Below are 26732 nucleotides of genomic sequence, written 5' to 3' on the forward strand. Positions count from 1 at the left end.
GTCTGAATTCGCAGTTAAAAGAGTCCACAACAAAGACTGTTAGTAGATATAAATAAAAACAGTTTTTGTGTATGACAAAATACATGCACCTCTCCCTCGTTGAGTTTTAGCACTGTATAGCATAGGTACTGAAACCAGCTACGTTAAAAAAGGCCTTCATTCCGACCTTTCCTGTTGACCCATTGGCGTCTCTCGACATTTTTGGGCAGCAGCGTTTCTCTATACAGGAGCCTCACCTAACAGAGACCATATTCAATTACATGTTGATGTTAGCACTGTAAAATCTTAGTGTCAATATCTTTTTTATCTGTGTTTTTAAAATATTAAATGGATTTATAATAGATATATGGGATGAAATGCATGATATTGATTATAAATAATATGGAAAATAAATATTTTTATAAAAGGGGAATTTGTAATGGTACCACAAAATTTTATTATAAATATTGAGAATCAAAAATGGTTGTTTAATGAGCAGGAAGATTTATGTTCTCATGGAGAAATATATTTAAATATGGCTGGAACGATTATTACGCAGGCAGGTATGGATGAGGAATGGGGAATAAGTGAATCAGCTTTAGCTTTGTTACGAACTTTAGATAAAGAATATATTTGTGATATTGAAAATGAAGAGGGGCTTATTTTGCACGGATGTGGCACTATGCTAATGTTAGGATGCCCAATTTCAATTCATTGGACTATAAACCATATAGGTAAAAACGTGATTTTAAAGGACTTTGTCAAAGTTATTTCTACTGATCAAAAGGCTATATACTATGAAGGACTTCATATAGAATTGAATGAAAATGAATATAGAAGACAAATTGTTTCTTTTGCACTACAAGCAAAAGAATTATTTAATAAATCAAGTGACAAGATAATTTTAGATGAGTTTGATCAAAGGATGTATACAAACTTTTGGACGGAATATGACGATTTACTAAATAAGTATAAATAAAAAAGCACTGTAACCAGTGCTTTTTTATTTATAGATTACGAGATTGTAGGGTTTTCAAAAATAACAATCTCTGAACTGTTTGTAGTTGAAACACGTTGGGCGTAATATGTTAAAGCTGAAGAAATATATGCTGGTAACGTATCATTTGTATGTGATGTTGTATATTCATGGATTAATTCCTTTAAAGTTGTCCATTCTAATTGTGCTGGGTGATCAGACACGAAAGAACTTACCCAGCGATCAAATGAAGATGAAAAATCAGTTTGTAAACGAAATACTTCTTTCATAATAAAACGCTCCCTTAAAATGTAGTATAATCATTTTACCATAAAACACGAACGATAGCTAAATTTTTTAAGTATAATGTTCGTGTTATATAGTTGTCTAGATGATTGGTTATGTAAATTCAATTTGCCATTTGAAATAACATTCCGTAAGATGAGAGATAGAGTATATTTAGAGCTGGAGGAAAGAAAGTGGAATTTGTATTTTTAGGAACTGGTGCAGGTGTTCCTTCAAAAGGAAGGAACGTTTCAGCAATTGCTTTACAATTGTTAGAAGAACGAGGACAAACTTGGTTATTTGATTGTGGCGAGGCCACGCAACATCAAATATTACATACATCTGTACGTCCGCGCCGCATTGAAAAAATATTTATTACGCATTTACATGGCGATCATATTTTTGGATTGCCTGGTTTATTAGGTAGCCGTTCATTTCAAGGAGGAACTACGCCTTTAACGGTGTATGGACCGAAAGGAATTAAACAATTTATTGAAGTGGCATTATCGGTAAGTACGACACATGTGAAATATCCACTTGAAGTTGTGGAGATAACAGAAGAAGGTACCGTATTTGAAGATAATGAATTTTATGTAGAAACGAAAAGATTGTCACACGGTATAGAATGTTTTGGATATCGTATTGTAGAGAAAGATATACAAGGTGCTCTTTTAGTTGATAAGTTGCTTGAGATGGGTGTGAAACCAGGTCCAATCTTTAAACGTTTAAAAGATGGTGAAGCAGTTGAATTAGAGGATGGCACGATATTAAATGGAAATGAGTTTATCGGCCCACCTCAAAAAGGAAGAATTATTACTATCTTAGGTGATACGCGATATTGCGAAGCGAGTAGGGAGCTTGCGCAAGATGCAGATGTACTTGTCCATGAAGCGACTTTCGCAGCAGAAGATGAGCAACAAGCGTATGATTATTTTCATTCTACATCTAAGCAAGCTGCGAGCATTGCACTTCAGGCAAATGCGAAGCGACTAATATTAACTCACATTAGTTCTCGCTATCAAGGAGATACATATAAGGAATTATTGAAAGAGGCTAGAGAGTTGTTTTCTAATACAGAAATAGCGACGGATTTGAAATCATTCCCAGTAGAAAAATGATAATTTTATAAAAAATGGTAACGGCGGGTTACCATTTTTTTATGTCTAAAAAAATTTAAAAATAAAACTGTTATTATTTTATACTTATACTTGGATGATACAGAAAATTAGGATGGTTTGAATATATAGGATAAAAATACGAAATAATGATTATTTAGAAAAACTGTTATATAAGTCAGATGACATACAAGTGATACAAATAGCAGAAATGGACTTTTATTCAGAACTTTTAAAATTCAACAAAAGTAAGCGTTTTATAAAAAACAAGCTATAATGAGGGCAGATTATAATTTATGATAAGTCACATGTATTTTAGTCATTATCGTAACAAGTGAAGTTGACTAAATCATGAGAGAGTAACACGAGAATTATAATAGGAAAGATATTACTATTATTTGTCATAAGTCTTTTTCACTTTTTAGCTAAACGATATGATTAGCGAGTGTATCTATTGCAAGTTCCTTAGTAGAAGCTTTTTATTAATAAGGTGGTGGAGATTTAATTGGTACACCACTCTTTAAAAGAGTTCAGAACATCAGCAGGTAGTCTAGGCGGAATAGCGGGTGCAAATTTAGTTGCATTAGCAATGGTTATATCACTTGTTTATGCTATGCTTGCAATGGCTTCTGTGTTAAACTTTGGATTGCTACCAGACTTTATTGTGGATTATCTTATATCATTTTTTAATAAAAATAATACTAAGAATTTTATGTATTATGATAACTGGCATTATTTCAGGTTATATTGGATTACTTTTATTCAAAAACTATCCAATTCGTACAGCAGAACAAATTCGTGGTACAACTTGAAAAGCGACAGATGTAGCAGCTTAATAGAATAGTAGAATAAATTTTTTCATAGAGGTTTAGGGGGAGTTATGATGAAGTATCGCTCAGTATTTGATATTATCGGTCCAGTTATGATTGGACCATCAAGTTCACATACAGCAGGCGCGGCAAGAATGGGGCAAGTTGCTCGCCAGCTGTTTCGTCATGAACCAGAAAGAGTAAGCATTTCATTATATGGATCATTTGCAAAGACGTATCGTGGGCATGGTACGGATGTAGCGCTAATAGGTGGGATATTAGGATTTGAAACAGATGACTTACGTATTCCAGAGGCGCTAGAAATAGCAAAAGAGCGCGAAATTGAAGTAGAATTCATTGAAGAAGATGCCAATGCACCTCACCCAAATACAGCGAGAATTCGTTTGTATAAAGGTGAAGATGAAATTGAAGTTGTTGCTTGCTCAATTGGTGGCGGTAAAATTGAAGTTGTAGAATTAAACGGATTCGATCTTCAATTATCAGGCACGAGCCCAGCACTACTTATTGTAAATAACGATCGCTTCGGTGCTATTGCAGCGGTAGCTTCAATCCTTGCGAAACATGAGATTAACATTAGTACAATGAGTGTATCTCGTAAAGAAAAAGGAAGAAGAGCGCTTATGGTCATCGAAACAGATGAATTATTAGCAGATGAAGTAATTGAAGAAATAAAAGCGCAACAAAATATTTGTCAAGTAACTATTATGGAATAATTGCAGGGGGGACACACCATGTTTCGGAACGCAGCGGAACTAGTGGCGCAAGCTAAAGAACAAAATGTAAAAATCGCAGAAATTATGATTCAATGTGAAATGGAAACAAGAAGTATTTCACGTGAAGAAGTAATTGCTGGTATGGAAAAGAACTTAGTCGTGATGGAGCAAGCAGTAGAACGTGGTATTCGCGGCGTGAAATCACCAACTGGTTTAACTGGTGGAGATGCTGTAAAAGTTCAAGCGTATATGAAGAGTGGAAAAGGCTTATCTGGAGATACGATTTTGGATGCAGTAAGCAAAGCTGTTGCAACAAATGAAGTAAACGCAGCGATGGGAATTATTTGTGCAACACCAACAGCAGGGTCTGCTGGAACAGTGCCAGGTGTACTATTTGCACTAAGAGAAAAATTGCAGCCTACACGTGAAGAAATGATTGAATTCTTATTTACAGCAGGAGCTTTCGGTATGGTTGTTGCGAATAACGCTTGTATTTCTGGTGCGGCAGGAGGATGCCAAGCTGAAGTTGGTTCAGCAAGTGGAATGGCGGCTGCAGCTGCAGTTGAGATGGCTGGTGGAACACAAGATCAAGCAGCTACAGCGATGGCAATTTCATTAAAGAACATGCTTGGTTTAGTGTGTGATCCTGTTGCAGGACTTGTAGAAGTACCTTGTGTAAAACGTAATGCAGCAGGAGCTGCAAATGCGATGATCTCAGCAGATTTAGCATTAGCTGGTGTAACGAGTACAATTCCATGTGATGAAGTAATTGAGGCAATGTTTAGAATCGGACAAACGATGCCAGTAGCACTTCGTGAAACAGCAGAAGGTGGACTTGCAGCAACGCCGACTGGTCGTCGCCTGCAAGAAGAGATTTTTGGGAAGAACAATAACTAAGTGTAATTATAGAAAAAGGAGCTCAAATAAACTTGAGCTCCTTTTTCTATTTTTCTTTTGTTAGTTGTTCTAATGTTTTTCCAAGATTATGTGATCGTTTCGTTGCTTGTGTAATACAAGAAACAAGTGCTTGGTGAAATTTATGTTCTTGTAATACTTCAATACCTGCCTCGGTAGTTCCACCAGGAGAAGTAATTTCCTTTCGCAAAATAGAAGGATGTTTGTCACTTGCTTTTAACATTTCAGCAGCACCAATCATCGTTTGAAGAATAAGTGATTTTGCAACATCTTCTTTTAAACCAATTTTTGTTGCAGCTTCTTCCATAGCTTCCACTACGTAATAAATATAAGCAGGTCCACTTCCGGATAATGCAGTGACAGCATGCATATCTTCTTCCTCTACAACAGAGACGAGACCAATCGTTTCAAATAAAGATGTTGCAGTGCGAATATGTTCCGCTGTTGCATGTTTTGAAGGGGAGATAGCGGTAGCTGATTTTAAAATGGCTGCGGATGTATTTGGCATTGCACGAATAATTGGAACGTCTTTTTGAAGTAGTTTTCTAATTGAGTCAGTAGAAACACCTGCTAGTAATGAAATAATAAGCACGTTATTATTTATGTATTCTTTAAAAGGGGTAAGCGCCTCTGCAACATCCTTTGGTTTCATTGCTAGAAAAAGAATATTTGCATCAGTAAGCAATTCTTTTTTATTATGAGTACCTTTGACACCGTATTTTTTATGTAGCTCTTGTAATCTTGTCTCGTTAGAACGATTACTTACAGTAATTTGTTCACCTTTAACAACATTTGCATGTAACAAGCCACCAATAATAGCTTCGGCAATGGAGCCTGCACCGAGAAAGGAAATGTTTTGAATAGACATGATGTTCCTCCTTTAATTTTGGTTAGAAATTCTTATAAATGTACATACATTCGTTTTTTTATAGGAAACACCTCTTTTTATCTGAAAATAATGACAAATATATATAGAAGTTGTAAACTGAAGAAGTATTCATTTTTGAACCGGAAAGAGACAGGGGGGCTAAGCATGACGGCGATTCACCGAATGGAGATTCCTGTACCATTTGCAGTGGAAACTGTGAATGTGTTTTTATTTGAGGGGGAGACATTAACATTAATTGATACAGGGACGAATACAGAAGAGGCAAGGAATGCGTTAGAAAGTCAATTAGGTGCATTAGGACATACGCTAGAAGATATTGAAACAGTAGTCATTACGCATCATCATGCAGATCATTGTGGACTTTTAAATATATTTTCTGAGAAGACGAATATTATTGGACATCCTTGGAATGAGCCTTGGATCACACAAAATCCAGAATTTTTAAAGCGGTATCATGAATTTTTTAGAGAGACGGCCTTACAGTTTGGTGTGCCAGCAGCATTTTTGAAAGACGAGTCGTTATTGACGACGAGGACACTTAAATATTCTTGTAATAGATCGTTAACGCATACTGTGAGAGAAGGAGATCGTATTGATTCTTTGCCTGGATTTATAGTACTTGAAACACCAGGTCATGCTTCTACTCATATTTCTTTATATAGAGAATCTGATGGAATATTAATTGGTGGAGATGCTCTCATCAGTCATATTTCTTCGAATCCAATACTAGAACCACCATATGAAGGGCAAACAGAACGGGCACGCCCATTACTACAATATAATCAAACATTACAGCGTTTAAGCGAAATGAATATTTCACGTATTTTATCAGGGCATGGGGAAGATGTTCTAAATGTGAAACAACTTATTGAAACGAGATTACAAAAGCAAGAAACACGTGCTTTTAAAGTGCTTGAGTTATTAAAGGAAAAACCAATGACAGCATTTGAAGTATGTGTAAAACTATTTCCGGTATTATATAAAGAACAATTACCACTTACTATTTCAGAAACGGTTGGACAATTGGACTATTTAGCATATAATCAACAAGTGATGATTGATGAGTCATCGCAACAATTGATTTATTATGCAAAGTAGGTGACAGCAATGACAGGACGTTTACAAAATAAAGTAATCGTCATTACAGGTGCTTCTAGTGGGATTGGTGAGCAAGTTGCAATGCAAGTTGCAGCACAGGGAGCGACTCCAGTATTAATGGCTCGAACAGAAGAGAAACTACAAGCGTTAGTAGACAAAATTAAAGAAACTTATAATACGCCTTGCTATTATTATGTATTAGATGTAAGTGAAGAGATGGAAGTACAGTCTGTTTTTTCAAAGGTATTACAAGAAGTGGGACGTATTGATATATTAGTAAACAATGCGGGATTTGGTATTTTTAAAACGTTTGAAGATGCGTCAATGGATGAAGTGAAAGATATGTTCCAAGTAAATGTATTTGGATTAGTAGCATGTACGAAAGCGGTACTACCTTATATGGTAAACAAGAACGAAGGACATATTATTAATATTGCTTCCCTTGCCGGAAAAATTGCAACTCCGAAATCAAGTGCGTATGCAGCAACGAAACATGCTGTATTAGGATTTACGAATAGTTTACGCATGGAATTAGCGAATACAGATATTTATGTTACAGCAATTAATCCAGGTCCGATAGATACAAACTTTTTTGAAATAGCGGATCAATCTGGTACATATGTAAAGAATATGGGACGTTACATGTTAAAACCAACATACGTAGCAGAACAAATCGTAAAGTCGATGCACACGAAAAAACGTGAAGTAAACTTACCGAAGTGGATGGGAATTGGCCCGAAACTTTATGCTTTATTCCCAGGTTTATTTGAACGTGTAGCAGGTAAATCATTAAGTAAAAAATAGGAGATTTCCACATGGAAATCTCCTATTTTTATTGTTTTCCAGTCACATAATCATAAACAATATCCTCAATCTCCTCGTATAAATCAATTTCAATATTTGAATGAGTCACCGTTTGAATATGTTTCACTAGCATTTCCTGATCTTCTTTTGATATTGGACTGCATTGATATTGCTGAAAACTTTTTATAATCATTTTCTCAATTAATTTTTCGTTCATATTTTTTCCCGCCTGTATGTACGTATGTATTGTTTTATTGTACTTGAAGTGAAATAAAAAAACTACCATGCACTATTTTGTATAAAAATTCGGTTGTGTATATTGTTTTTCTAGTAAAATTAAGTTTTTTAAGTTTGTAAAATTTATAAATATTTAATTGACTCTATAAATATACAATATTATAATCATACTTAATTTAAAGAATCGATTTGAGGAGGAACTTATGAAAGTCGCAATTATTGGAGCCACTGGATATGGGGGCATTGAGTTAATTCGTTTATTAGAACAACATCCATATTTTTCTATAGCATCTCTTCATTCTTTTTCACAAGTTGGTGAGTGTATAACAAATGTATATCCGCATCTTCGAAATGTCCTCGTTCATACGTTACAAGAAATTGATGTGGAGACAATAGGGAAAGAAGCAGAAATCGTATTTCTAGCAACACCAGCAGGAGTATCGGCGGAGTTAACTCCCAAGTTATTAGCTGAAGGTTTAAAAGTAATTGACCTATCTGGAGACTTTCGTATGATAGATCCTTCGTCATATGAATTGTGGTATAAAAGGCCAGCAGCGAAAGAAGAAATTCTTAGAAAAGCAGTGTATGGGTTAAGTGAATGGAAAAGGACTGAGATTCAAAAGGCAAATTTAATTGCAAACCCAGGATGTTTTGCTACAGCCACATTGCTAGCGATAGCACCGTTAGTACGTAGTAGCATGATTGAAGAAGATTCGATTATTATTGACGCGAAATCAGGGGTAACAGGAGCAGGTAAAACACCAACAACAATGACTCATTTTCCTGAGCTATACGATAACTTACACATCTATAAAGTAAACCAGCATCAGCACGTTCCAGAGATTGAGCAAATGCTTACAGAATGGAATAGTGAATTACAGCCAATTACATTTAGCACACATTTAATACCGATATCACGAGGAATCATGATTACACTTTATGCAAAAGTAAAACAAAAGATGGAAATAAAGCAACTTCAAAAATTGTATGAAGAAACGTATGAACAATCGCCTTTCATCCGAATTTGTACGCAAGGGAAATTTCCAAGTCCAAAAGAAGTGAGAGGCTCAAATTATTGTGATATTGGCATAGCTTACGATGAAAGAACAGAAAGAGTTACGGTCGTTTCTGTTATAGACAATATGATGAAAGGCGCGGCTGGGCAAGCGATTCAAAATGCAAACATAATAGCGGGACTAGAAGAGACAACAGGTTTACAACATATGCCGCTTTATCTATAAGGGGGACATGATGATTAAAGTAGCGTCTATTACAAAATTAGAAAATGGTTCGATTGTAACGCCGAAAGGCTTTTCGGCAATTGGTACTGCAAATGGTCTGAAAAAGGAGAAAAAGGATTTAGGGGCAATCGTTTGTGACGTACCAGCATCATGTGCCGCTGTGTATACAACGAATCAAATACAAGCAGCCCCTTTACAAGTAACGAAGGATAGTATAACGGCAGAAGGGAAGTTACAAGCAATTATCGTTAATAGTGGAAATGCAAATGCTTGTACTGGAATGAAAGGATTACAAGACGCATACGAGATGCGCGCATTAGGGGCGGAACATTTTGGATTGAAAGAAAATTACGTTGCAGTAGCTTCAACAGGTGTAATTGGTGTTCCGCTGCCGATGGATATAATCCGAAAGGGAGTTGCAACTCTTATACCGACGAAGGAAGAAAGTGAAGCATATTCTTTTTCTGAAGCAATTTTAACGACGGATCTTATAACGAAAGAAACTTGCTATGAAATGATTATTGATGGGAAGAAAGTGGCGATTGCGGGTGTTGCAAAAGGTTCAGGGATGATTCATCCGAATATGGCAACGATGCTTAGTTTTATTACGACAGATGCTCATATAGAGCATGACGTATTGCAAACGGCATTATCCCAAATTACGAATCATACATTTAATCAAATTACGGTAGATGGAGATACTTCTACGAATGATATGGTCATCGTTATGGCAAGTGGATTATCAGAAACAAGGCCGATAAATATGGAACATACAGATTGGGAAACTTTCGTATGTGCTTTACAGAAGGTATGTGAAGATTTAGCAAAGAAAATTGCGCAAGATGGTGAAGGCGCTACAAAGTTAATCGAAGTAAATGTGCTAGGAGCTCAAACGAATGAAGAGGCAAAAAAAATTGCAAAGCAAATAGTCGGTTCGAGTCTTGTGAAAACAGCAATACATGGTGAAGATCCAAACTGGGGGCGAATTATTAGCAGTATTGGACAAAGTGAAGTAGCTATTAATCCGAATACAATTGACATTACTCTTCAATCTATATTGGTATTAAAAAATAGTGAGCCTCAAACATTTTCTGAAGAAGAAATGAAAGAGAGATTACAAGAAGATGAAATAGTCATTAATGTGTACTTACACTTAGGAGAAGAGACAGGATCAGCTTGGGGCTGTGACTTAAGCTATGAATATGTGAAAATAAACGCTTGTTATCGTACATAAGGAGAGAGAAGATGAGCGAATATATTGTAGTGAAATGCGGCGGTAGTATGTTGAATCAATTAAATGATGTGTTTTTTGATTGTATAAAGAAATTACAGCAGAAGTATAAAGTAGTGATTGTCCATGGTGGTGGGCCAGAAATTGATGCCAAATTAAAAGATTGTAACATCAACGTAGAAAAAAGAGATGGATTACGCGTAACACCAAAAGAAGTTATGGATGTTGTTCAAATGGTGCTATGCGGAAGTACGAATAAAAAACTCGTAATGAATTTACAAAAGCATAATTTACTTGCGGTAGGTTGTTCAGGGTGTGACGGCAATTTACTTCAAGTTCAACCTGTCAGCGAAGAGATAGGATATGTGGGGGAAGTAAGTTATGTAGAAACAGCCTTATTAAAAGGATTAATAAATATGGAGTATATTCCTGTTATTGCTCCAATCGGGATAAATGGTAATGAAATTTATAACATAAATGCGGACAATGCTGCAGCTGGGATTGCGGCTGCGTTAGGGGCAAAAGAGCTTATTTTTATTACGGATGTAGATGGAATATTACATGAAGGGAATTTGGTAAAGGAAACGGATGAATCGGAAATTGCTACTTTTATAGAAACAGGTGTTATTACAGGTGGGATGATTCCGAAAGTACAGGCGGCACTAGCATCATTAAAAATGGGAGTGCAAAAGATAAGTATTGTGAATGGTACAAAAGATTTTACTGAGGTTACGGGAGAGTGTATTGGAACGACGGTAACGAAAGGTGTGAGTATTGCATGACGAGTCATCTTTTTCAAACGTATGGCAGAAGAACTATTGAGTTTGTAAAGGGAACTGGAACGAAAGTTATTGATAATAACGGTAAGGAATATTTAGATTTTACATCAGGAATTGGCGTATGTAATCTAGGACATTGTCACCCTACTGTTCTCAAAGGTGTACAAGAGCAACTTGATGATATATGGCATATATCTAACCTGTTTACAAACAGCTTGCAAGAAGAAGTTGCGTCATTATTAACAGAAAATAGAGCATTAGATTATGTGTTTTTCTGTAATAGTGGGGCAGAGGCAAATGAAGCGGCTTTAAAGTTAGCACGTAAGCATACTGGAAAATCTCTCGTCGTAACATGCCAGCAGTCTTTTCACGGTAGAACATTTGGAACGATGAGTGCAACGGGCCAAGATAAGGTAAAAGAAGGATTTGGTCCATTACTTCCATCTTTTTTACATATCCCTTTTAACGATATTAAAGCATTAGAGGAAGTAATGAATGAAGAAGTTGCGGCGGTAATGGTAGAAGTTGTTCAAGGAGAGGGAGGAGTAATACCTGCTGATCTATCTTTTTTGAAAGAGATTGAAACATTATGTAATAAGTTCGGTTCCTTATTTATTATAGACGAAGTACAAACGGGGATAGGAAGAACTGGAACACTATTCGCTTATGAACAAGTGGGAATAGAGCCTGATATCGTTACCGTTGCAAAGGCGCTTGGGAATGGGATTCCTGTCGGAGCGATGATTGGCCGGAAAGAGCTCGGAGCGTCGTTTACTGCAGGATCACACGGTTCAACTTTTGGCGGGAATTACATCGCGATGGCTGCAGCGAAAGAAGTATTGCAAGTAAGTGAAAAACCATCGTTTTTAAAAGAAGTACAAGAAAAAGGCGAGTACGTATTAGAGAAGTTGCAAGAGGAATTACAGCATGTCGAATGTATTCAAAATATACGTGGTAAGGGGCTTATGATTGGGATTGAGTGTAAGCATGAAGTTGCAAGTTTTATAGAACAACTAGAAAACGAAGGACTTCTCGTATTACAAGCAGGTCCTAATGTGATAAGACTATTACCGCCACTCATTGTCACGAATGAAGAGTTAGAACAGGCAGTATATATAATAAAAAAAGTAGTTTGTACAAAAAACGTATCAATCATATAAGGGGGAAGTTTCATGTCAACTGTACAAGTACCGAAATTAAATACGAAAGATCTTTTAACACTAGAAGAATTAACGAAAGAAGAAATTATTTCTTTAATTGAGTTCGCTATATATTTAAAAAAGAATAAGCAAGAGCTTTTATTACAAGGCAAAATATTAGGGCTTATTTTTGATAAGCATTCCACTCGTACTCGTGTATCTTTTGAAGCAGGAATGGTACAGCTCGGGGGACATGGTATGTTTTTAAGTGGGAAAGAGATGCAAATGGGAAGAGGAGAAAGCGTTTCAGATACTGCGAAAGTATTATCGCAGTATATTGACGGGATCATGATACGTACATTCTCACACGCGGATGTAGAAGAGCTTGCAAAAGAATCGAGTATTCCTGTTATTAACGGTTTAACGGATGATCATCATCCTTGTCAAGCATTGGCAGACCTTATGACGATATACGAAGAAACAAATACATTTAAAGGAATAAAATTGGCTTACGTAGGTGACGGAAATAATGTATGTCATTCATTGTTGCTAGCGAGTGCAAAAGTCGGAATGCATATGACTGTGGCAACGCCTGTAGGGTATGAACCGAATGAAGAGATTGTAAAAAAAGCGTTAGCAATTGCCAAGGAAACAGGAGCTGAAATTGAAGTTTTGCATGATCCTGAATTAGCAGTGAATGAAGCAGATTTCATTTATACTGACGTTTGGATGAGCATGGGGCAAGAGGGCGAAGAAGAGAAGTATACTTTATTTCAACCTTACCAAATCAATAACGAACTTGTTAAGCATGCGAAGCAAACATATCGTTTCTTACACTGTTTACCTGCCCATCGTGAAGAAGAAGTAACAGGAGAAATTATAGATGGACCGCAGTCTATCGTCTTTGAGCAAGCTGGTAATCGATTGCATGCTCAAAAAGCGTTATTAGTGAGTTTATTTAAAAATGTAGAAGAGCCTTCCTAAAAGGGAGGTTTTTTTATATTAAAATGTCGGATGTATATTTGGTTAACCATTTCGATATCATTTATAATAAAAGAGAAAACTAAATTTGTTTTTCAGAGTGTGTAAGGACATACTACATATAAAAATATAGTTAAAGAGATGATGAGGGTGAAAACAACTAAGAAAACATATTCGTTTTTCCAGCGGATGTGGAGAATATTAAAGTTTCAATATTATAAGTTGCTTCGATCGCCAGAAGGCGCAAAGAAAGTATCGTTAGGGTTTGCTATAGGATTCGGCTTAGAAATGTTAGTCATTTATACGGCATCGCTCGTATATGTAATATTTTATCCAATCGTCAGGTTAGCAAAGGGATCTTTTCCTGCGGCAGTTATTGGCAATATTATTGGGAAAATATCGTTTCTCCCAGTATTTTTATTTCCGCTTGCGTATGCGCTAGGAAAAATGATTTATCCATTTCATGTACAGAAAATTCATCATGAACCATTTACGATATCGGACTTGTTTTCAAGTCACATTTTTACGATATTAAAGAGCTTATTACAAAGTGAAGTGTATGTATTAATTGGAATGACGACTTTAGGAGTTGTGTTTGGTCTCATTTCATATTTCGTTGTGCATTATTTATACGAAAAGAACCGTAAGTTACGTTTGAAGAAAAGGAAGAAACGAGTGAGAGAACCACTTGTACAATTATAAACAATGTCACATTCATTTTCTCCTTTGAATATGTTTAAGAAAAAGGAGGAGAGGATAATGTATTATTATTACGTGCCTCAAGTATATCCATATGTAAATTATTATCCGGTTTATGATACGAGTAGACAATACGAATTATATCGGCAACAACAATTACAGCAATTATCACAAATACCACAATTACCAACACAACAGCCTACACAGGAAAAAAAACCATATTTAACAACATGGCCATATTCCAATGTATACTATGGTAATTATTACGAATCATAAAGCTGCTTCTATTTAGAAGCAGCTTTATACGTTTGTTTTCAAAATTAAATTTTGAATGGTTTGAAGAGAATGAATGAGCTTTTCGCGCTCTTCCTCAGATAATGTTTGGAAATTTTCTTTTAGTTTGTCTAAAATGAATTGCTGATACTGATTTACTAATAATTTCCCTTCAGCTGTTAGAGAAATTAAAATGACCCGTCGATCTTTTTCGCTATAATGACGCTCTATTAGTTCTTCTTGAATAAGTTTGTTTAATAGAGGTGTCATGTTAGGCCGTGAAATCGCTAGCCGCTTGCCGATTTCGGAAACTGCTAATGTGCCGTTTTCATGCAAAAGCAGTAATACTTGTGTATGTGATGGCGGCATATGTCTTTGAGAAGAAAATTCTCCAGGAAGCATAAATTTGCGATAAAAAAGAGGCACTAGCGAAAGAAGATGATCAACAATACGTTCCCACTCGCGTGATTCCATATAAAGGCCCCCTTCCACTATCATTGTAACAAAAAAGACATGTTATAAAAATAGAATTGTTTCATGGTCGCTTTAATATTTGTAGGATAACACTTGCTTTGTAAATGTGTTGGCAATAATTGCATAGCCGTTATCATTTGGGTGTACTTGGTCAAATAATAACTCTTTTTTATCATTCGATATTAATTTGCGAATTGGTAAAACGATAGATGGTTGATTTGCTTTGGAAATGGAATAAACAGATTCATTCCAGCCATCTAAAAACATATCTGCATAACTTGCGATGGAGTCATCGAGTTGTAACGGGTTATAGAGTTCTGAGAGAATGAGTAAAGCGTCCGGATTTTGATCTCGAACTGTCTTTACAATACTTTTTATATCCGCTTCAAAATGGGCTTTTTCTTTATTTAACATTTTTATACCATCTATAACACCAACATCACGATTTAAACGAAATAAATTATTTCCTCCAATATTAATTGTAATTATATTTGCTGCTCTAATTTTTTCCTTTACATCTTCTGATTGAACTTTTTTAGCGAGACGATCTGTTGTAAGACCGTTTACCCCAAGGTTTTCTACTGTAATTGGTTTATGAATTTGTGCTTCTATTTGCTTAGAAGCTAATTCAGCAAATCCACCTTGTGTCGATCCATATCCTTTAGCGAGTGAATCACCTAATACAAGATGATAAAAAGATTCGTTTGTTTGCTTATCAATCCAATTTGGGGCAGATGTTTTTTCTGTTTTTTCTTCAGATTCATTTTGTTTTGTCTCGTCGTTCTTTTCAAAATAAGAATAAGAAATGATCAGAAGGAGGAGACAAACAATTGTTAAGATGACTTTTTTCATAAATTCATCCTCCTTGTAATTGGTAATTGTATCATATTCAGCAGTATTAGCAATGTAAGGGCATATTATATGTTTATGAAAAGTTTATAATAACTTTACAGAAAATTTGTTGAAGTTTGTCAAAAAATATTGACGATAGGAAAGAACTTTATATATGATAATGTCAGATAAGGTGAAACTTTAATGAGTGGGAGCTTTATTTCCTATTAATTAATAGTCTTCATCAATCGGGCGTTTAAGGGGACTACTCGTTAGCGCAGGGTGAAATGAAAATTGTGTCTCTAATAGAAGAAAAAAGGTATGTGGTTAGAGACAGATAGGGATTCATTTCATTATTTCTGGTAATTGTATAAGGGGGATTTTTTGTGAAAAAGTCAAAAAAAATGCTAGCTGGAGCAACTCTTGCTATTGGTGTTATAGCGCCGCAAGTATTGCCAGCAACAGCTCATGCGGATGAGCAAACTGGGGAGAGTACAGTTAACTTACGAATTCTAGAAACATCAGATATTCACGTTAACTTAATGAATTACGATTATTATCAAACGAAAACAGATAATAAAGTAGGTCTCGTGCAAACTGCAACACTCGTTAATAAAGCACGTGAAGAAGCGAAAAACTCTGTCCTATTTGATGATGGAGATGCATTACAAGGGACACCGCTTGGAGATTATGTAGCAAATAAAATAAAAGATCCGAAGAATCCTGTGGATCCTAGTTATACACATCCATTATATCGTGTAATGAATTTAATGAAGTATGACGTCATCTCTCTTGGGAATCATGAATTTAACTACGGCTTAGACTATTTAAACAAAGTAATTAGTAAAACGGAATTCCCGGTTATTAACTCGAATGTTTATAAAGATGATCATGATAATAATGAAGCGAACGATGAAAATTATTTTAAACCATATCATATTTTAGAGAAAGAAGTAGTGGATGAAGCAGGCCAAAAACAAATAGTAAAAATTGGTGTAATAGGATTTGTCCCACCTCAAGTTATGAACTGGGATAAGGCAAATTTAGAAGGAAAAGTAAAAGCGAAAGATATTGTCAAAACAGCGAATAAATTAGTACCGAAACTGAAAAATGAGGAACATGCAGATATTGTCGTTGCACTAGCGCATTCAGGTGTTGATAAGAGTGGATACAACGAAGGAATGGAAAATGCATCATATCATTTAGCAACACAAGTTCCTGGCGTAGATGCAGTATTAATGGGACATTCACATACTGAAGTGAAGGATGTATTTAATGGTGTTCCAGTTGTAATGCCTGGTGTTTTTGGTAGTAACTTAGGTATTATTGATATGCAATTGAAAAAGGTAAACGGAAAATGGGAAGTACAAAAAGATCAATCTAAGCCGCAACTTCGCCCGATTGCTAATAGTAAAGGTACCCCATTAGTAGAATCTGATCAAAAATTAGTTAATGAAATTAAAGATGAGCATCAAGCGACAATCGACTATGTAAATACACCTGTAGGTGAAACGAAAGCACCAATTAATAGTTATTTTTCATTAGTACAAGATGATCCTTCCGTACAAATTGTGACAAATGCGCAAAAATGGTATGTAGAACAAGAACTTAAAAAACCAGAGTACGAAAAGATTAAAGATATTCCGGTTTTATCTGCAGGCGCACCATTTAAAGCAGGTGGCCGAAACGGTGCTACATATTATACGGATATTCCAGCTGGAACGTTAGCAATTAAAAACGTTGCAGATTTATACGTGTATCCAAATACGTTATATGCTGTAAAAGTAAATGGGGCACAAGTGAAAGAATGGCTTGAAATGTCTGCAGGTCAGTTTAATACAATTGATCCAAAGAAAACAGAAGAACAGCCATTAGTAAATATAGGCTATCCTACATATAACTTCGATATTTTAGATGGCTTAAAATACGAAATTGATGTAACACAACCGGCGAAATACGATAAAGATGGAAAAGTTGTAAATGCAAATACGAATCGTATTGTAAATATGACATATGAAGGTAAGCCAGTAGCTGATGATCAAGAGTTCATCGTCGCTACAAATAACTATCGTGGAAGTAGTCAAACGTTCCCAGGTGTAAGTAAAGGGGAGGTTGTATACCAATCACAAGATGAAACACGTCAAATCATTGTGAAGTATATGCAAAAAATAAAAAATATTGATCCAGCAGCTGATCAAAATTGGACGTTTAAACCGATTGTTGCAGATAAATTAAATACAACATTTGATTCTTCACCAAATGCACAAAAGTATATAAAGAAAGATGGGAACATATCATATGTTGGACCATCTGAAAATGAATTTGCTAAATATGCAATTGATATAACGAAGAAAAATGATGATAAAGAAACTGGTGAAGGAAATCCAACGACACCGCCAACAGGTGGGGGAGGAAATCCAACGACACCGCCAACAGGTGGGGGAGAAAATCCAACAACACCGCCAACAGGTAATGGAGAAAACCCAACACCACCAACAGAAGAAGGTAATAATGGTAATGAACCAAAACAAGATGGAAACAATACTGGATCTGGACAAACTACAACAGATGATCAAAATACAAAAGAAACAACAACAACTGTAAGTGAAAATAAAGAAGCTGAAAAAGATGAACGTGATTTACCGAAAACAGGTGCAAGTATTGCTTCTACAATTGGAGCGGGTCTTGCGTTTGTTGGAGCGGGATTACTTATGTTATTTAGAAGAAAGAAAGCGAATAGATAGTCGAGAAATATAAAAAGGATTACCGATTTGGTAATCCTTTTTATTATATTATGAAACTGGTACTGCTTTTTCTTTTTTCCATGAAAGGCCGAATCCAGTAAAGCCGACGATAATGGTTACGACTGGACATGCTAAACAGAAGATTGCGTATGGCAGGTAATCGAATGTTGGAACGCTAAGAACGTTTGTTAAGAATACGCCACTTACACCCCATGGTACGAGTGGATTAATTACTGTACCAGCATCTTCTAATACTCGTGATAAATTACGACGTTCTAAACCGACTTCATCGTATTTATTAGCAAATGCTTGTCCTGTTAAAACGATGGATAAGTACTGCTCACCGAGTAAGAAGTTTACACCAATTGCAGTTGAAGCAGTAGAAATAATTAAGCGTGTACTAGTTTTTACGAAGCTAGAGATAATATTCATCAGCTGCGCTATAATACCCATTCCTTGTAATAATCCTCCCATACAAAGAGCTAGGAAAATAAGAGCAATTGACATCATCATACTTTGCAGGCCACCGCGAGATAATAAGCTATCAATATCTTTGATACCAGTTTTAGAAACGTAACCGTCTTGCATAATTTTTATTAAATCAGCTAAAGAAGTGCTAGGTTTAAAAATAAAGAGAATAATAATCCCTACCACAATTCCTGCAAGTAATGTTGGAACTGCGGGTACCTTTTTAAATGCGAATAGGAACAGTAATAAAATAGGAATCAGTGTAACGATAGAAATCGTTGCATTTTTTTCTAATGTGTTAATAAATGCTGAGAAATCAACGTTTCCACCAGATCCGCTTCCTAAAATGAAAAATGCGATAAAAGCAATAATGAAAGCTGGCACTGTTGTCCAAAGCATGTTACGAATATGTTCAAATAAATCTACACCCGTTACAGCAGGCGCTAAGTTTGTTGTATCAGATAAAGGAGACATTTTATCTCCGAAGAATGCCCCAGAAATAATTGCCCCAGCAATAAGAGCTGGATCGTATCCAAGGGCAGTACCCATTCCCATAAAGGCAAGTCCTACAGTTGCAGCAGTTGTAAATGCACTACCGATACTCGTTCCAACAATTGCACAAACAACAAAAACAGTTGGAACGAAAATTTTTGGAGATACAAGTTGGAAGCCGTATACCATTAAAGTTGGAATAGTTCCAGCTGCGATCCAAATGCTAATTAATACGCCTACAAGTAAGAAAATAAATATAGATGGAATACCAGCTGAAATACTACTTATCATTCCTTTTTCCATAGTAGACCAATCAATTTTTTTCATAAATCCAAACGCTAATAAAAGAACGATGCCAAATAAAATCGGGATGTGTGGTGAAACTTCTAATTTGATAACACTAAAGCCAATGCAGAAAAAGATAAAAATTGTTAAAAGAACAGACTCAATTTTTGAAACCATTGTTTTCCCCTCCTAAGTAATGTGAAATAGCTCTTTTTTATATAAAATTCGCCAATATTGTATATTTCCTTCTAAAATTTAGAATTTTGCGACAAATTACCGGTAATTGTTTGTTCTTCTATATGATACGGAAAAGATTGGATAAAAAAACGTCCCTGCATATAATTATGCAGGGACGAAGAAATCGCGGTACCACCCTAGCTTGTGAAATGAATGTATCACAAAATAAAGGGTCATATGATATGCGCTTATAAAATAAAAAACGCCCCTGCAATATATGCAGGGACGAAAAATTCGCGGTACCACCCTAAATTGTGAAACAGTGTCGTTTCACCACTCTTTAGACATAACGGTCTATAACCGTCTTTCACTACTCCTCACGTTTCGTAAAAGAAGCTCCAGGGGGTAATTCATAATTCGCTCTGTACTGGTTCGCACCGACCACCAGCTCTCTGAAATCAGAAATCGAAATACTACTAAATCCTATCAACGCCGATTCATATGATGTTAGTTAAATTTTTATCATATTTTCATCTTACATGTCAATAAAAATATTAAATGTTTTTTTAGGGAAATAAAGGATAATGGTTTTTAATGCTGTAAAAATGTACGTTATAATGAATTTGAAAGGGGGAGGAAAGAGTGAAGAAAAAAATAATTCTTTTTACCACTTTATTAGTTATTGGAGGAAGTGCTGGAATTTACACAGCTTTTGCGGCTGAATCAGAGCAGCTGAAACAAAAGCAAATACAACAATCAGAAGTGAAGAAAGTAAAAGAAATAGAAGAGAAGAAATCAATGGAAAAAGCAGCAGAAAAACTAGGAGTTTCTACTGAGGGGAAAACAAAAAAAGAGGTTACGAAAGAAGTAAATACCGCTAGATTTGAGAAGCGTCATGATTTATTAATTGAGCACGCTAAGCAACTTGGAATTGATACAGAGGGGAAAAAAGATGAAGAAATTATTTTAGAAATTGGAAAGATACAGCATGGAAAGTAGAACAACTTATCGTATGATAAGTTGTTCTTTTTTAAGAACTATTTGATTTTAAAATAATTGACAGTCATTCAGATTTAATGTTAACTATATTTATAAACAAGTTAACATTAGGGGTGACAATTGTGACAATAAATAGTAAAACGATTGAAAAATCATCTTATACATATGAAGAATTAGCAGAGAAAAATAAAGCTTACGTATGGCACCCATTTACACAAATGAAAGATTATTTAGAAGAAGATCCTGTCATTATTGAACGTGGAGAGGGAAGAAAGCTATACGATGTAAATGGTAATGAATATTGGGATGGTGTTTCATCTATATGGTTAAATGTTCACGGACATCAAGTACCGGAATTAGATGAAGCAATTCGTGAGCAATTAAATAAAATTGCTCATTCTACTATGTTAGGACTTGCTAACGTTCCATCTATTTTATTAGCAGAAAAAATTATTGAGGTTGTACCAGATGGATTGAAGAAGGTATTCTATTCTGATTCAGGTTCTACCGCTGTTGAAATTGCAATTAAGATGGCTTTCCAATATTGGCAGCATAAAGGGAAACGAAAGAAACAAAGATTCGTTACATTAAAAGAAGCATATCACGGTGATACAATTGGAGCTGTTTCGGTAGGAGCAATAGACTTGTTTCACCAAGTGTATAGTTCGCTCTTATTTGATGCGATTAAAATGCCGTATCCATATACATATCGTTCTCCTTACGGGAATAATAGGGAGGAAATTGTAAAAAGCCATTTAGAAGAAATGGAAGAATTGTTGAAAGAAAAGCATGAAGAAGTAGCTGCCATCATTGTGGAGCCATTAATGCAAGGTGCTGGCGGGATGATTACAATGCCAAAAGGATATTTAAAAGGACTGCGCGATTTATGTACTAAGTACAATGTATTATTTATTACAGATGAGGTAGCGACTGGATTTGGGCGTACAGGGAAAATGTTTGCGTGTGAACATGAAAATGTGACGCCAGACATTTTAACTGCTGGGAAAGGTTTAACAGGTGGATATTTACCAATTGCAGTTACGGTAACGACGGATGAAATATATAATGCCTTCTTAGGAGAATATGAAGAACAAAAAACATTTTTCCATGGACATAGCTACACAGGCAATCCGTTAGGGTGTGCCGTAGCAATCGCGAATTTAGAGCTATATGAAAAAACAAATTTAATAGAAGAAGTGGCACGTAAAACGGATTATGTGGCAGCGCAATTAGAAAAGCTCTTTGCGTATAAACATGTAGGTGATATTCGTCAGTGCGGATTAATGGTTGGTATTGAGCTTGTGAAGAATAAGGAAACGAAAGAAGCGTTTGACTGGACAGAAAGAGTCGGTGTTCAAGTATGTAAACGCGCAAGAGAGCTGGGTATGATCTTACGACCGCTCGGTAATACGATTGTATTTATGCCACCTCTTGCTTCTACAATTGAGGAGATTGATGATATGTTACGTATTTTGTATAAAGCAATCTCGGATGTTACGGAGGGAGAATAATGAGCGGTTTTTTTATAACAGCAACAGATACTGAAGTGGGGAAAACTGTCGTTGCCGGTGCATTAGCCGGTGTATTTAGAGAATTGGGATATAACATCGGAGTATATAAACCGTTGCAAAGTGGGCATGTTGCATCAAACCCTGAGGGAGATGCGGCAAGGTTAAAAGCATTATCAGGTGTGCCGACACAAGAAAATGAAATTTGCCCTTATTCTATTGAAGAACCACTTGCTCCGAGACTTGCCATGAAAAGAGCTGGAAGAGTAGTAAAGTTAAAAGAAATTACTGATTACTATAATGAACTATTAAAAGAGTTTAATAGCTTATTTGTAGAAGGGGCAGGTGGGCTTGCTGTCCCATATACAGAAGATGCTTTAGTAATTGATTTTGCAAAAGAATTACAGTTGCCTCTTATTGTAGTAGCTCGTCCTACATTAGGAACAGTAAATCATACAGTGTTAACGATTGCTTACGCAAAGGCGCATGGCTTAACCGTAGCGGGTGTCATTTTATCAGGTTGCAAAGAATGTGAAATGGAAAGAGTGCAAGAAAATAAAGAGATGATTGAAGAGCTGAGCGGGGTACCAGTTTTAGGATTATTACCATTCTTTGAAGGTGAGTTTACGAAAGAAGAAGTATTAGAATCTGCAAAAGAACATATTATGATTTCAAAATTAGAGGAGTTTATCCAAAATGAATCAAACGTGGCGGGCGCACCTTCAATGTAAATTACAACAATTACATGAGCAAGGGCAGTATCGTGATTTGCATGTAACAGAGAAGGCAGAAGAGACTTGGCTTATTCGAGATAAAAAAAGGATGTTAAATTTAGCGTCAAATAATTATTTAGGGTTAGCTGGAGATGAAAGGTTAAAAGAAGCTGCTATTGCCTGTACAAAAAGATATGGAACTGGAGCGACTGCCTCTCGTCTCGTTGTAGGAAATCATCCATTATATGAAGAGGTTGAGAGAAGCATATGTGAATGGAAAGGTACTGAAAGAGCTTTAATCGTAAATAGTGGGTATACGGCAAATATAGGTGCCATATCTTCTTTGGCCTCTCGGCACGATATTGTTTTTAGTGACAAGTTAAATCACGCAAGTATTGTTGATGGAATCATATTAAGCGGGGCAGAGCATAAAAGGTATCGTCATAATGATTTGGATCATTTAGAGAAGCTGTTGAAAATGGCTTCGCCTGAAAGCAGAAAATTAATCGTAACAGATACCGTTTTTAGTATGGATGGTGATACTGCGTATTTGAGAGATTTAGTACAGCTGAAAGAGAAATACGGGGCAATCATTATAGCCGATGAAGCACATGCGAGTGGAATATATGGAATCGGCGGAGCTGGGTTATCTCATATAGAAAAAAATCTTGCTCAAAAAATTGATATACATATGGGGACGTTTAGCAAGGCTTTAGGGTGTTATGGTGCGTATTTGACAGGTGATGAAATTTATATAGAGTATTTACAAAATATGATGAGAAGCTTTATTTTTACTACAGCTTTACCACCAAGTACGTTAGGAGCAGTGCAAAAAGCAATTGAAATTGTAAAAGAAGATAATGAAAGAAGAGAGAACCTTATAGCAAACGGAGAATACTTCAGAACTAAATTAAGGGATGCTGGTTTTGATATTGGGAATAGTTCAACTCATATTGTACCGATTGTAGTCGGTTCAAATGAACATGCTTTACGATTTAGTAAAAGGTTGCAAGAGGCAGGGATTGCGGCCATTGCAATTCGTCCGCCAACTGTGCCGGTTCATAGTTCTCGAATTCGCTTTGCAGTTACATCGCAACATACAATAGCTGATTTAAAATGGGCTATTGACCGAATTATTCACATTGCGAAAGAAGAGGAGATTTTCGTATGAACGAGCTAAAGATTATTTTTATCCCCGGATGGGGAATGGAAGAGAATATTTGGGATTTAGTACTTCCGTATTTTAAAGGATATCCTGTTGAATGCGTAGATTGGCGTAATGTGAAAGAACGAAGTGAATTTGCGGAACGAATTATAGATGTAGCGCATAACGACAACGTAATTTTAGTTGGATGGTCACTAGGAGCGTTAGCAGCAGTTGAAGCTTATAAAAAGATTCAGGCAAAAGGCATCGTATTAATTGGTGGGACTGCTAAATTTACAAATACGAGCGACTATAGTAATGGATGGAATGCTTTGCATATAGAACGGCTGAAAAGGAATTTGGCGAGAAGGAGAGAGGATACGCTCAAGCGTTTTTATGAAAATATGTTTACGAAAGATGAGCTAAAAGGGAATAAAAACTTTGAAGACATTGTAGACCGTTTTAAAGGTGATTCTATTCAGTCTTTACAACTAGGTTTGGATTATTTAATAGAAACAGATATGAGAGAAGAACTAAAAGAAATTAAAGTACCTATACTACTTATTCACGGAGAACAGGATGTAATATGCCCATTGTCTGCGGCACGTAGTATGACGGAGAATAGCAGCAGCGAGCTGAAAGTAGTAAGTGAAGCAGGGCATGCATTATGTGTAACGAATTTTGAATATTGTGCAAATGAGATAATTCAATTTGTAGAGGGGATACGACATGATCAACAAAACGTTACTACAAAAACGGTTTAATGGGGCAGCCGTATCTTACGATCGATATGCAAATGTACAAAAAAAGATGGCACATTCATTACTTTCAATCTTAAAGGAACGATATAGTGAAACGGCATCAATACGTATTTTAGAACTGGGATGCGGGACGGGGTATGTAACAGAACAATTATCAAAGTTATTTCCGAAAGCACATATTACAGCAGTTGATTTTGCTGAAAGTATGATTGCGATTGCGCAAACTAGACAAAATGTAAAAAATGTAACGTTTCACTGTGAAGATATTGAGCAATTACGATTAGAAGAATCATATGATGTCATTATTTCAAATGCTACATTTCAATGGTTAAATAATTTACAACAAGTGTTAAGAAATTTATTTCAACATTTGTCTATAGATGGGATATTACTCTTTTCAACGTTTGGACATGAAACATTTCAAGAATTGCATGCTTCGTTCCAACGTGCGAAAGAAGAAAGAAATATAAAAAATGAAATATCGATTGGTCAACGTTTTTATTCAAAAGATCAGTTGCTTCATATATGTAAGATAGAAACAGGGGATGTGCATGTTTCTGAAACATGTTACATAGAGAGTTTTACAGAAGTTAAGGAGTTTCTGCATTCTATTCGAAAAGTAGGAGCAACTAATAGCAATGAAGGATCATATTGTCAAAGTCCCTCACTCTTTCGTGCGATGCTACGCATATACGAAAGAGACTTCACGGGAAATGAAGGGATAATGGCAACGTATCATGCTTTATTTATACATATAACAAAAAAGGGGAAGAGATGAAATGAAACAAGTACAAACAAAAAGGGATTGGAAAAAACTTGCATACGACGTAGTGGAAGAGAAAATGATTACGAAAGAAGATGCAATAGCGATATTAGAAGCTGATGATACAGAAGTTTTAGAAATTATGAATGCAGCTTACATTATTCGCCATCATCACTTTGGTAAGAAAGTAAAATTGAATATGATTATTAATACGAAATCTGGATTATGTCCTGAAGATTGTGGATATTGCTCACAGTCTATTATTTCAGAAGCACCGATTGATAAATATGCATGGTTAACGCAGGAGAAGATTGTAGAAGGGGCACATGAAGCAATACGCCGTAAAGCAGGTACATATTGTATTGTAGCGTCTGGTCGTCGTCCGACGGATAAAGAGGTAAATCACGTAATTGGAGCAGTTAAAGAAATTCGTGAAACGACAGACTTGAAGATTTGTTGTTGTTTAGGTTTCTTAAATGAAGATCAAGCAGGACGTTTAGCGGAAGCAGGCGTGCACCGTTATAATCACAACTTAAATACACATGCAAATAATTACGATAGTATTTGTTCAACTCATACGTATGATGATCGTGTTGATACAGTTCAAAAAGCAAAACAAGCTGGTATTTCACCATGCTCTGGAGCAATTTTTGGCATGGGAGAAACAATTGAAGAGCGTGCTGAAATTGCATTTGAATTACAACGTATAGATGCAGATTCTATCCCTTGTAATTTCCTTGTTGCTGTAAAGGGGACACCTCTTGAAGGGCAAAAAGAGTTAACGCCAGTAGAATGTTTAAAAGTACTTGCAATGATGCGTTTTGTAAACCCAACAAAAGAAATTCGTATTTCAGGAGGACGTGAAATCAATTTACGTTCTGTACAGCCAATCGGTTTATTTGCAGCAAATTCTATTTTTGTCGGGGACTACTTAACGACAGCTGGGCAAGAGCCGACTGCGGACTGGGGTATGATTGCAGATTTAGGATTTGAGATTGAAGAATGTGCATTATAAGATAGATGAAAAAGCAAACTTGTAAAAGAGTTTGCTTTTTTGTAAATAAAATGTAATAAATAGTTGTGAACGCTTGATACTATTGGTTTTTGAACGAAAAAAAGAATTTTTGTGGACGAATTTTCCAAGCCCTAGTTGTACATAGTAAATATGTAATTTATATTGGGTTGGAGG

At 35.9% G+C, this 26732-nt stretch carries 28 protein-coding genes, 1 riboswitch and 1 other annotated feature; of the genes, 22 read left to right on the forward strand and 6 right to left on the reverse strand.

Features of this window, described 5'->3' with window-relative positions; genetic code table 11:
* Positions 1-83: 83 nt before the first annotated feature.
* Positions 84-251, reverse strand: a riboswitch (M-box (ykoK) riboswitch).
* 167 nt (positions 252-418) lie between these two features.
* Positions 419-958, forward strand: a complete 540-nt coding sequence (locus ACTFR8_RS11980; RefSeq protein WP_000249056.1) for a hypothetical protein — start codon at positions 419-421, stop codon at positions 956-958.
* Positions 959-993: 35 nt separating this feature from the next.
* Here the strand turns inward: ACTFR8_RS11980 and ACTFR8_RS11985 are convergent, their stop codons facing one another.
* Positions 994-1245 (reverse strand): DUF3932 family protein, encoded by a 252-nt coding sequence (locus tag ACTFR8_RS11985; RefSeq protein ID WP_000665709.1) that lies wholly within the window; start codon positions 1243-1245, stop codon positions 994-996.
* A gap of 189 nt (positions 1246-1434) precedes the next feature.
* Between ACTFR8_RS11985 and rnz the strand changes: the two genes are divergently transcribed.
* The 4 genes from rnz to sdaAA all read left to right on the forward strand — a co-directional run bounded on the left by rnz (position 1435) and on the right by sdaAA (position 4795).
* The gene (rnz, locus tag ACTFR8_RS11990) at positions 1435-2358 is read left to right on the forward strand and encodes a ribonuclease Z (protein WP_000397453.1); all 924 of its coding nucleotides are present in this window, start codon (positions 1435-1437) and stop codon (positions 2356-2358) included.
* A gap of 556 nt (positions 2359-2914) precedes the next feature.
* On the forward strand, positions 2915-3199 hold the full coding sequence (locus ACTFR8_RS11995) for a hypothetical protein (protein ID WP_044585103.1): 285 nt from the start codon (positions 2915-2917) through the stop codon (positions 3197-3199).
* Between the two features lie 39 nt (positions 3200-3238).
* Complete coding sequence (gene sdaAB, locus ACTFR8_RS12000; protein ID WP_000877445.1) at positions 3239-3898, forward strand: L-serine ammonia-lyase, iron-sulfur-dependent subunit beta; 660 nt, start codon at positions 3239-3241, stop codon at positions 3896-3898.
* Positions 3899-3916: 18 nt separating this feature from the next.
* On the forward strand, positions 3917-4795 hold the full coding sequence (gene sdaAA / locus ACTFR8_RS12005) for an L-serine ammonia-lyase, iron-sulfur-dependent, subunit alpha (RefSeq protein ID WP_000489461.1): 879 nt from the start codon (positions 3917-3919) through the stop codon (positions 4793-4795).
* A 46-nt stretch (positions 4796-4841) separates the two neighbouring features.
* Here the strand turns inward: sdaAA and proI are convergent, their stop codons facing one another.
* A complete protein-coding gene (proI, locus tag ACTFR8_RS12010) occupies positions 4842-5681 on the reverse strand; it encodes a pyrroline-5-carboxylate reductase ProI (RefSeq protein ID WP_000027251.1) in 840 nt (279 codons plus the stop codon).
* A gap of 165 nt (positions 5682-5846) precedes the next feature.
* Here proI and ACTFR8_RS12015 point away from each other — a divergent pair, with 165 nt between their 5' ends.
* Positions 5847-6800 (forward strand): MBL fold metallo-hydrolase, encoded by a 954-nt coding sequence (locus tag ACTFR8_RS12015; RefSeq protein WP_100619278.1) that lies wholly within the window; start codon positions 5847-5849, stop codon positions 6798-6800.
* Between the two features lie 9 nt (positions 6801-6809).
* A complete protein-coding gene (locus tag ACTFR8_RS12020; RefSeq protein ID WP_000147791.1) occupies positions 6810-7604 on the forward strand; it encodes an SDR family NAD(P)-dependent oxidoreductase in 795 nt (264 codons plus the stop codon).
* A 28-nt stretch (positions 7605-7632) separates the two neighbouring features.
* Here the strand turns inward: ACTFR8_RS12020 and ACTFR8_RS12025 are convergent, their stop codons facing one another.
* The gene (locus ACTFR8_RS12025) at positions 7633-7821 is read right to left on the reverse strand and encodes a YqzH family protein (protein WP_001003222.1); all 189 of its coding nucleotides are present in this window, start codon (positions 7819-7821) and stop codon (positions 7633-7635) included.
* A gap of 223 nt (positions 7822-8044) precedes the next feature.
* Between ACTFR8_RS12025 and argC the strand changes: the two genes are divergently transcribed.
* The 7 genes from argC (at position 8045) to ACTFR8_RS12060 (ending at position 14187) form a co-directional block, all read left to right on the forward strand.
* Positions 8045-9082: an N-acetyl-gamma-glutamyl-phosphate reductase gene (gene argC / locus ACTFR8_RS12030; protein ID WP_000861250.1), complete on the forward strand. Its 1038-nt coding sequence runs from the start codon at positions 8045-8047 to the stop codon at positions 9080-9082.
* A 10-nt stretch (positions 9083-9092) separates the two neighbouring features.
* Positions 9093-10316 carry a bifunctional glutamate N-acetyltransferase/amino-acid acetyltransferase ArgJ gene (gene argJ, locus ACTFR8_RS12035; protein WP_000598380.1) on the forward strand — a complete coding sequence of 408 codons (1224 nt, stop codon included), beginning with the start codon at positions 9093-9095 and terminating at the stop codon, positions 10314-10316.
* An 11-nt stretch (positions 10317-10327) separates the two neighbouring features.
* Entirely contained in the window at positions 10328-11095 is a 768-nt protein-coding gene (gene argB / locus ACTFR8_RS12040; protein ID WP_000006081.1) for an acetylglutamate kinase, read from the forward strand.
* Positions 11092-12252, forward strand: a complete 1161-nt coding sequence (locus ACTFR8_RS12045) for an acetylornithine transaminase (protein WP_025966326.1) — start codon at positions 11092-11094, stop codon at positions 12250-12252. Before argB ends, ACTFR8_RS12045 begins: the two co-directional genes overlap by 4 nt.
* Before the next feature lie 12 nt (positions 12253-12264).
* Positions 12265-13215 carry an ornithine carbamoyltransferase gene (gene argF, locus ACTFR8_RS12050; protein ID WP_000108846.1) on the forward strand — a complete coding sequence of 317 codons (951 nt, stop codon included), beginning with the start codon at positions 12265-12267 and terminating at the stop codon, positions 13213-13215.
* Positions 13216-13353: 138 nt separating this feature from the next.
* Positions 13354-13914 (forward strand): DUF2062 domain-containing protein, encoded by a 561-nt coding sequence (locus ACTFR8_RS12055; RefSeq protein ID WP_098389464.1) that lies wholly within the window; start codon positions 13354-13356, stop codon positions 13912-13914.
* Positions 13915-13971: 57 nt separating this feature from the next.
* A complete protein-coding gene (locus ACTFR8_RS12060; protein ID WP_000291957.1) occupies positions 13972-14187 on the forward strand; it encodes a hypothetical protein in 216 nt (71 codons plus the stop codon).
* A gap of 24 nt (positions 14188-14211) precedes the next feature.
* Here ACTFR8_RS12060 and ACTFR8_RS12065 read toward each other — a convergent pair whose 3' ends face one another.
* Both ACTFR8_RS12065 and ACTFR8_RS12070 read right to left on the reverse strand, forming a co-directional pair.
* Positions 14212-14658 (reverse strand): MarR family winged helix-turn-helix transcriptional regulator, encoded by a 447-nt coding sequence (locus ACTFR8_RS12065; RefSeq protein WP_000445819.1) that lies wholly within the window; start codon positions 14656-14658, stop codon positions 14212-14214.
* 72 nt (positions 14659-14730) lie between these two features.
* Positions 14731-15510: a GDSL-type esterase/lipase family protein gene (locus tag ACTFR8_RS12070; protein ID WP_000755850.1), complete on the reverse strand. Its 780-nt coding sequence runs from the start codon at positions 15508-15510 to the stop codon at positions 14731-14733.
* A 365-nt stretch (positions 15511-15875) separates the two neighbouring features.
* On the opposite strand from ACTFR8_RS12070, the gene cpdB reads away from it, so the two are divergent.
* Positions 15876-18233: a bifunctional 2',3'-cyclic-nucleotide 2'-phosphodiesterase/3'-nucleotidase gene (gene cpdB, locus ACTFR8_RS12075; protein ID WP_252209688.1), complete on the forward strand. Its 2358-nt coding sequence runs from the start codon at positions 15876-15878 to the stop codon at positions 18231-18233.
* 48 nt (positions 18234-18281) lie between these two features.
* Here the strand turns inward: cpdB and nhaC are convergent, their stop codons facing one another.
* Positions 18282-19655, reverse strand: a complete 1374-nt coding sequence (nhaC, locus tag ACTFR8_RS12080) for a Na+/H+ antiporter NhaC (protein ID WP_000253716.1) — start codon at positions 19653-19655, stop codon at positions 18282-18284.
* Between the two features lie 278 nt (positions 19656-19933).
* Positions 19934-20154 (reverse strand) — a binding site (T-box leader).
* Between the two features lie 143 nt (positions 20155-20297).
* On the opposite strand from nhaC, the gene ACTFR8_RS12085 reads away from it, so the two are divergent.
* The 7 genes from ACTFR8_RS12085 to bioB all read left to right on the forward strand — a co-directional run bounded on the left by ACTFR8_RS12085 (position 20298) and on the right by bioB (position 26558).
* Complete coding sequence (locus ACTFR8_RS12085) at positions 20298-20654, forward strand: hypothetical protein (RefSeq protein WP_100619284.1); 357 nt, start codon at positions 20298-20300, stop codon at positions 20652-20654.
* A 77-nt stretch (positions 20655-20731) separates the two neighbouring features.
* Complete coding sequence (gene bioA / locus ACTFR8_RS12090; RefSeq protein WP_044584832.1) at positions 20732-22165, forward strand: adenosylmethionine--8-amino-7-oxononanoate transaminase; 1434 nt, start codon at positions 20732-20734, stop codon at positions 22163-22165.
* Complete coding sequence (bioD, locus tag ACTFR8_RS12095; RefSeq protein ID WP_000012496.1) at positions 22165-22893, forward strand: dethiobiotin synthase; 729 nt, start codon at positions 22165-22167, stop codon at positions 22891-22893. The genes bioA and bioD overlap by 1 nt, the downstream gene beginning before the upstream one ends.
* Complete coding sequence (bioF, locus tag ACTFR8_RS12100; RefSeq protein WP_030027935.1) at positions 22859-24046, forward strand: 8-amino-7-oxononanoate synthase; 1188 nt, start codon at positions 22859-22861, stop codon at positions 24044-24046. Before bioD ends, bioF begins: the two co-directional genes overlap by 35 nt.
* Positions 24043-24783 carry an alpha/beta fold hydrolase gene (locus ACTFR8_RS12105; protein WP_001004163.1) on the forward strand — a complete coding sequence of 247 codons (741 nt, stop codon included), beginning with the start codon at positions 24043-24045 and terminating at the stop codon, positions 24781-24783. The genes bioF and ACTFR8_RS12105 overlap by 4 nt, the downstream gene beginning before the upstream one ends.
* Positions 24749-25558 (forward strand): malonyl-ACP O-methyltransferase BioC, encoded by an 810-nt coding sequence (gene bioC, locus ACTFR8_RS12110; protein ID WP_000608907.1) that lies wholly within the window; start codon positions 24749-24751, stop codon positions 25556-25558. Before ACTFR8_RS12105 ends, bioC begins: the two co-directional genes overlap by 35 nt.
* Before the next feature lies 1 nt (position 25559).
* A complete protein-coding gene (bioB, locus tag ACTFR8_RS12115; RefSeq protein ID WP_000815856.1) occupies positions 25560-26558 on the forward strand; it encodes a biotin synthase in 999 nt (332 codons plus the stop codon).
* The last annotated feature ends 174 nt before the right edge of the window (positions 26559-26732 follow it).

It is taken from the genome of Bacillus cereus group sp. MYBK15-3 (genome assembly GCF_051916765.1).
Lineage (GTDB): Bacteria > Bacillota > Bacilli > Bacillales > Bacillaceae_G > Bacillus_A > Bacillus_A cereus.

Excerpts from the sequence above, each read along its gene's own strand:
- bioD (WP_000012496.1), top strand. The coding sequence starts at position 22,165 with ATGAGCGGTTTTTTTATAACAGCAACAGATACTGAAGTGGGGAAAACT.
- bioB (WP_000815856.1), top strand. The coding sequence starts at position 25,560 with ATGAAACAAGTACAAACAAAAAGGGATTGGAAAAAACTTGCATACGAC.
- ACTFR8_RS12015 (WP_100619278.1), top strand. The coding sequence starts at position 5,847 with ATGACGGCGATTCACCGAATGGAGATTCCTGTACCATTTGCAGTGGAA.
- argJ (WP_000598380.1), top strand. The coding sequence starts at position 9,093 with ATGATTAAAGTAGCGTCTATTACAAAATTAGAAAATGGTTCGATTGTA.
- argF (WP_000108846.1), top strand. The coding sequence starts at position 12,265 with ATGTCAACTGTACAAGTACCGAAATTAAATACGAAAGATCTTTTAACA.
- sdaAB (WP_000877445.1), top strand. The coding sequence starts at position 3,239 with ATGAAGTATCGCTCAGTATTTGATATTATCGGTCCAGTTATGATTGGA.
- proI (WP_000027251.1), bottom strand. The coding sequence starts at position 5,681 with ATGTCTATTCAAAACATTTCCTTTCTCGGTGCAGGCTCCATTGCCGAA.
- ACTFR8_RS12020 (WP_000147791.1), top strand. The coding sequence starts at position 6,810 with ATGACAGGACGTTTACAAAATAAAGTAATCGTCATTACAGGTGCTTCT.
- bioF (WP_030027935.1), top strand. The coding sequence starts at position 22,859 with ATGAATCAAACGTGGCGGGCGCACCTTCAATGTAAATTACAACAATTA.
- ACTFR8_RS12055 (WP_098389464.1), top strand. The coding sequence starts at position 13,354 with ATGATGAGGGTGAAAACAACTAAGAAAACATATTCGTTTTTCCAGCGG.
- sdaAA (WP_000489461.1), top strand. The coding sequence starts at position 3,917 with ATGTTTCGGAACGCAGCGGAACTAGTGGCGCAAGCTAAAGAACAAAAT.
- bioC (WP_000608907.1), top strand. The coding sequence starts at position 24,749 with ATGATCAACAAAACGTTACTACAAAAACGGTTTAATGGGGCAGCCGTA.
- ACTFR8_RS11980 (WP_000249056.1), top strand. The coding sequence starts at position 419 with ATGGTACCACAAAATTTTATTATAAATATTGAGAATCAAAAATGGTTG.
- ACTFR8_RS11985 (WP_000665709.1), bottom strand. The coding sequence starts at position 1,245 with ATGAAAGAAGTATTTCGTTTACAAACTGATTTTTCATCTTCATTTGAT.
- ACTFR8_RS12065 (WP_000445819.1), bottom strand. The coding sequence starts at position 14,658 with ATGGAATCACGCGAGTGGGAACGTATTGTTGATCATCTTCTTTCGCTA.
- ACTFR8_RS12070 (WP_000755850.1), bottom strand. The coding sequence starts at position 15,510 with ATGAAAAAAGTCATCTTAACAATTGTTTGTCTCCTCCTTCTGATCATT.
- argB (WP_000006081.1), top strand. The coding sequence starts at position 10,328 with ATGAGCGAATATATTGTAGTGAAATGCGGCGGTAGTATGTTGAATCAA.
- bioA (WP_044584832.1), top strand. The coding sequence starts at position 20,732 with ATGTTAACTATATTTATAAACAAGTTAACATTAGGGGTGACAATTGTG.
- nhaC (WP_000253716.1), bottom strand. The coding sequence starts at position 19,655 with ATGGTTTCAAAAATTGAGTCTGTTCTTTTAACAATTTTTATCTTTTTC.
- ACTFR8_RS12060 (WP_000291957.1), top strand. The coding sequence starts at position 13,972 with ATGTATTATTATTACGTGCCTCAAGTATATCCATATGTAAATTATTAT.
- argC (WP_000861250.1), top strand. The coding sequence starts at position 8,045 with ATGAAAGTCGCAATTATTGGAGCCACTGGATATGGGGGCATTGAGTTA.
- ACTFR8_RS12045 (WP_025966326.1), top strand. The coding sequence starts at position 11,092 with ATGACGAGTCATCTTTTTCAAACGTATGGCAGAAGAACTATTGAGTTT.
- ACTFR8_RS12105 (WP_001004163.1), top strand. The coding sequence starts at position 24,043 with ATGAACGAGCTAAAGATTATTTTTATCCCCGGATGGGGAATGGAAGAG.
- ACTFR8_RS12025 (WP_001003222.1), bottom strand. The coding sequence starts at position 7,821 with ATGAACGAAAAATTAATTGAGAAAATGATTATAAAAAGTTTTCAGCAA.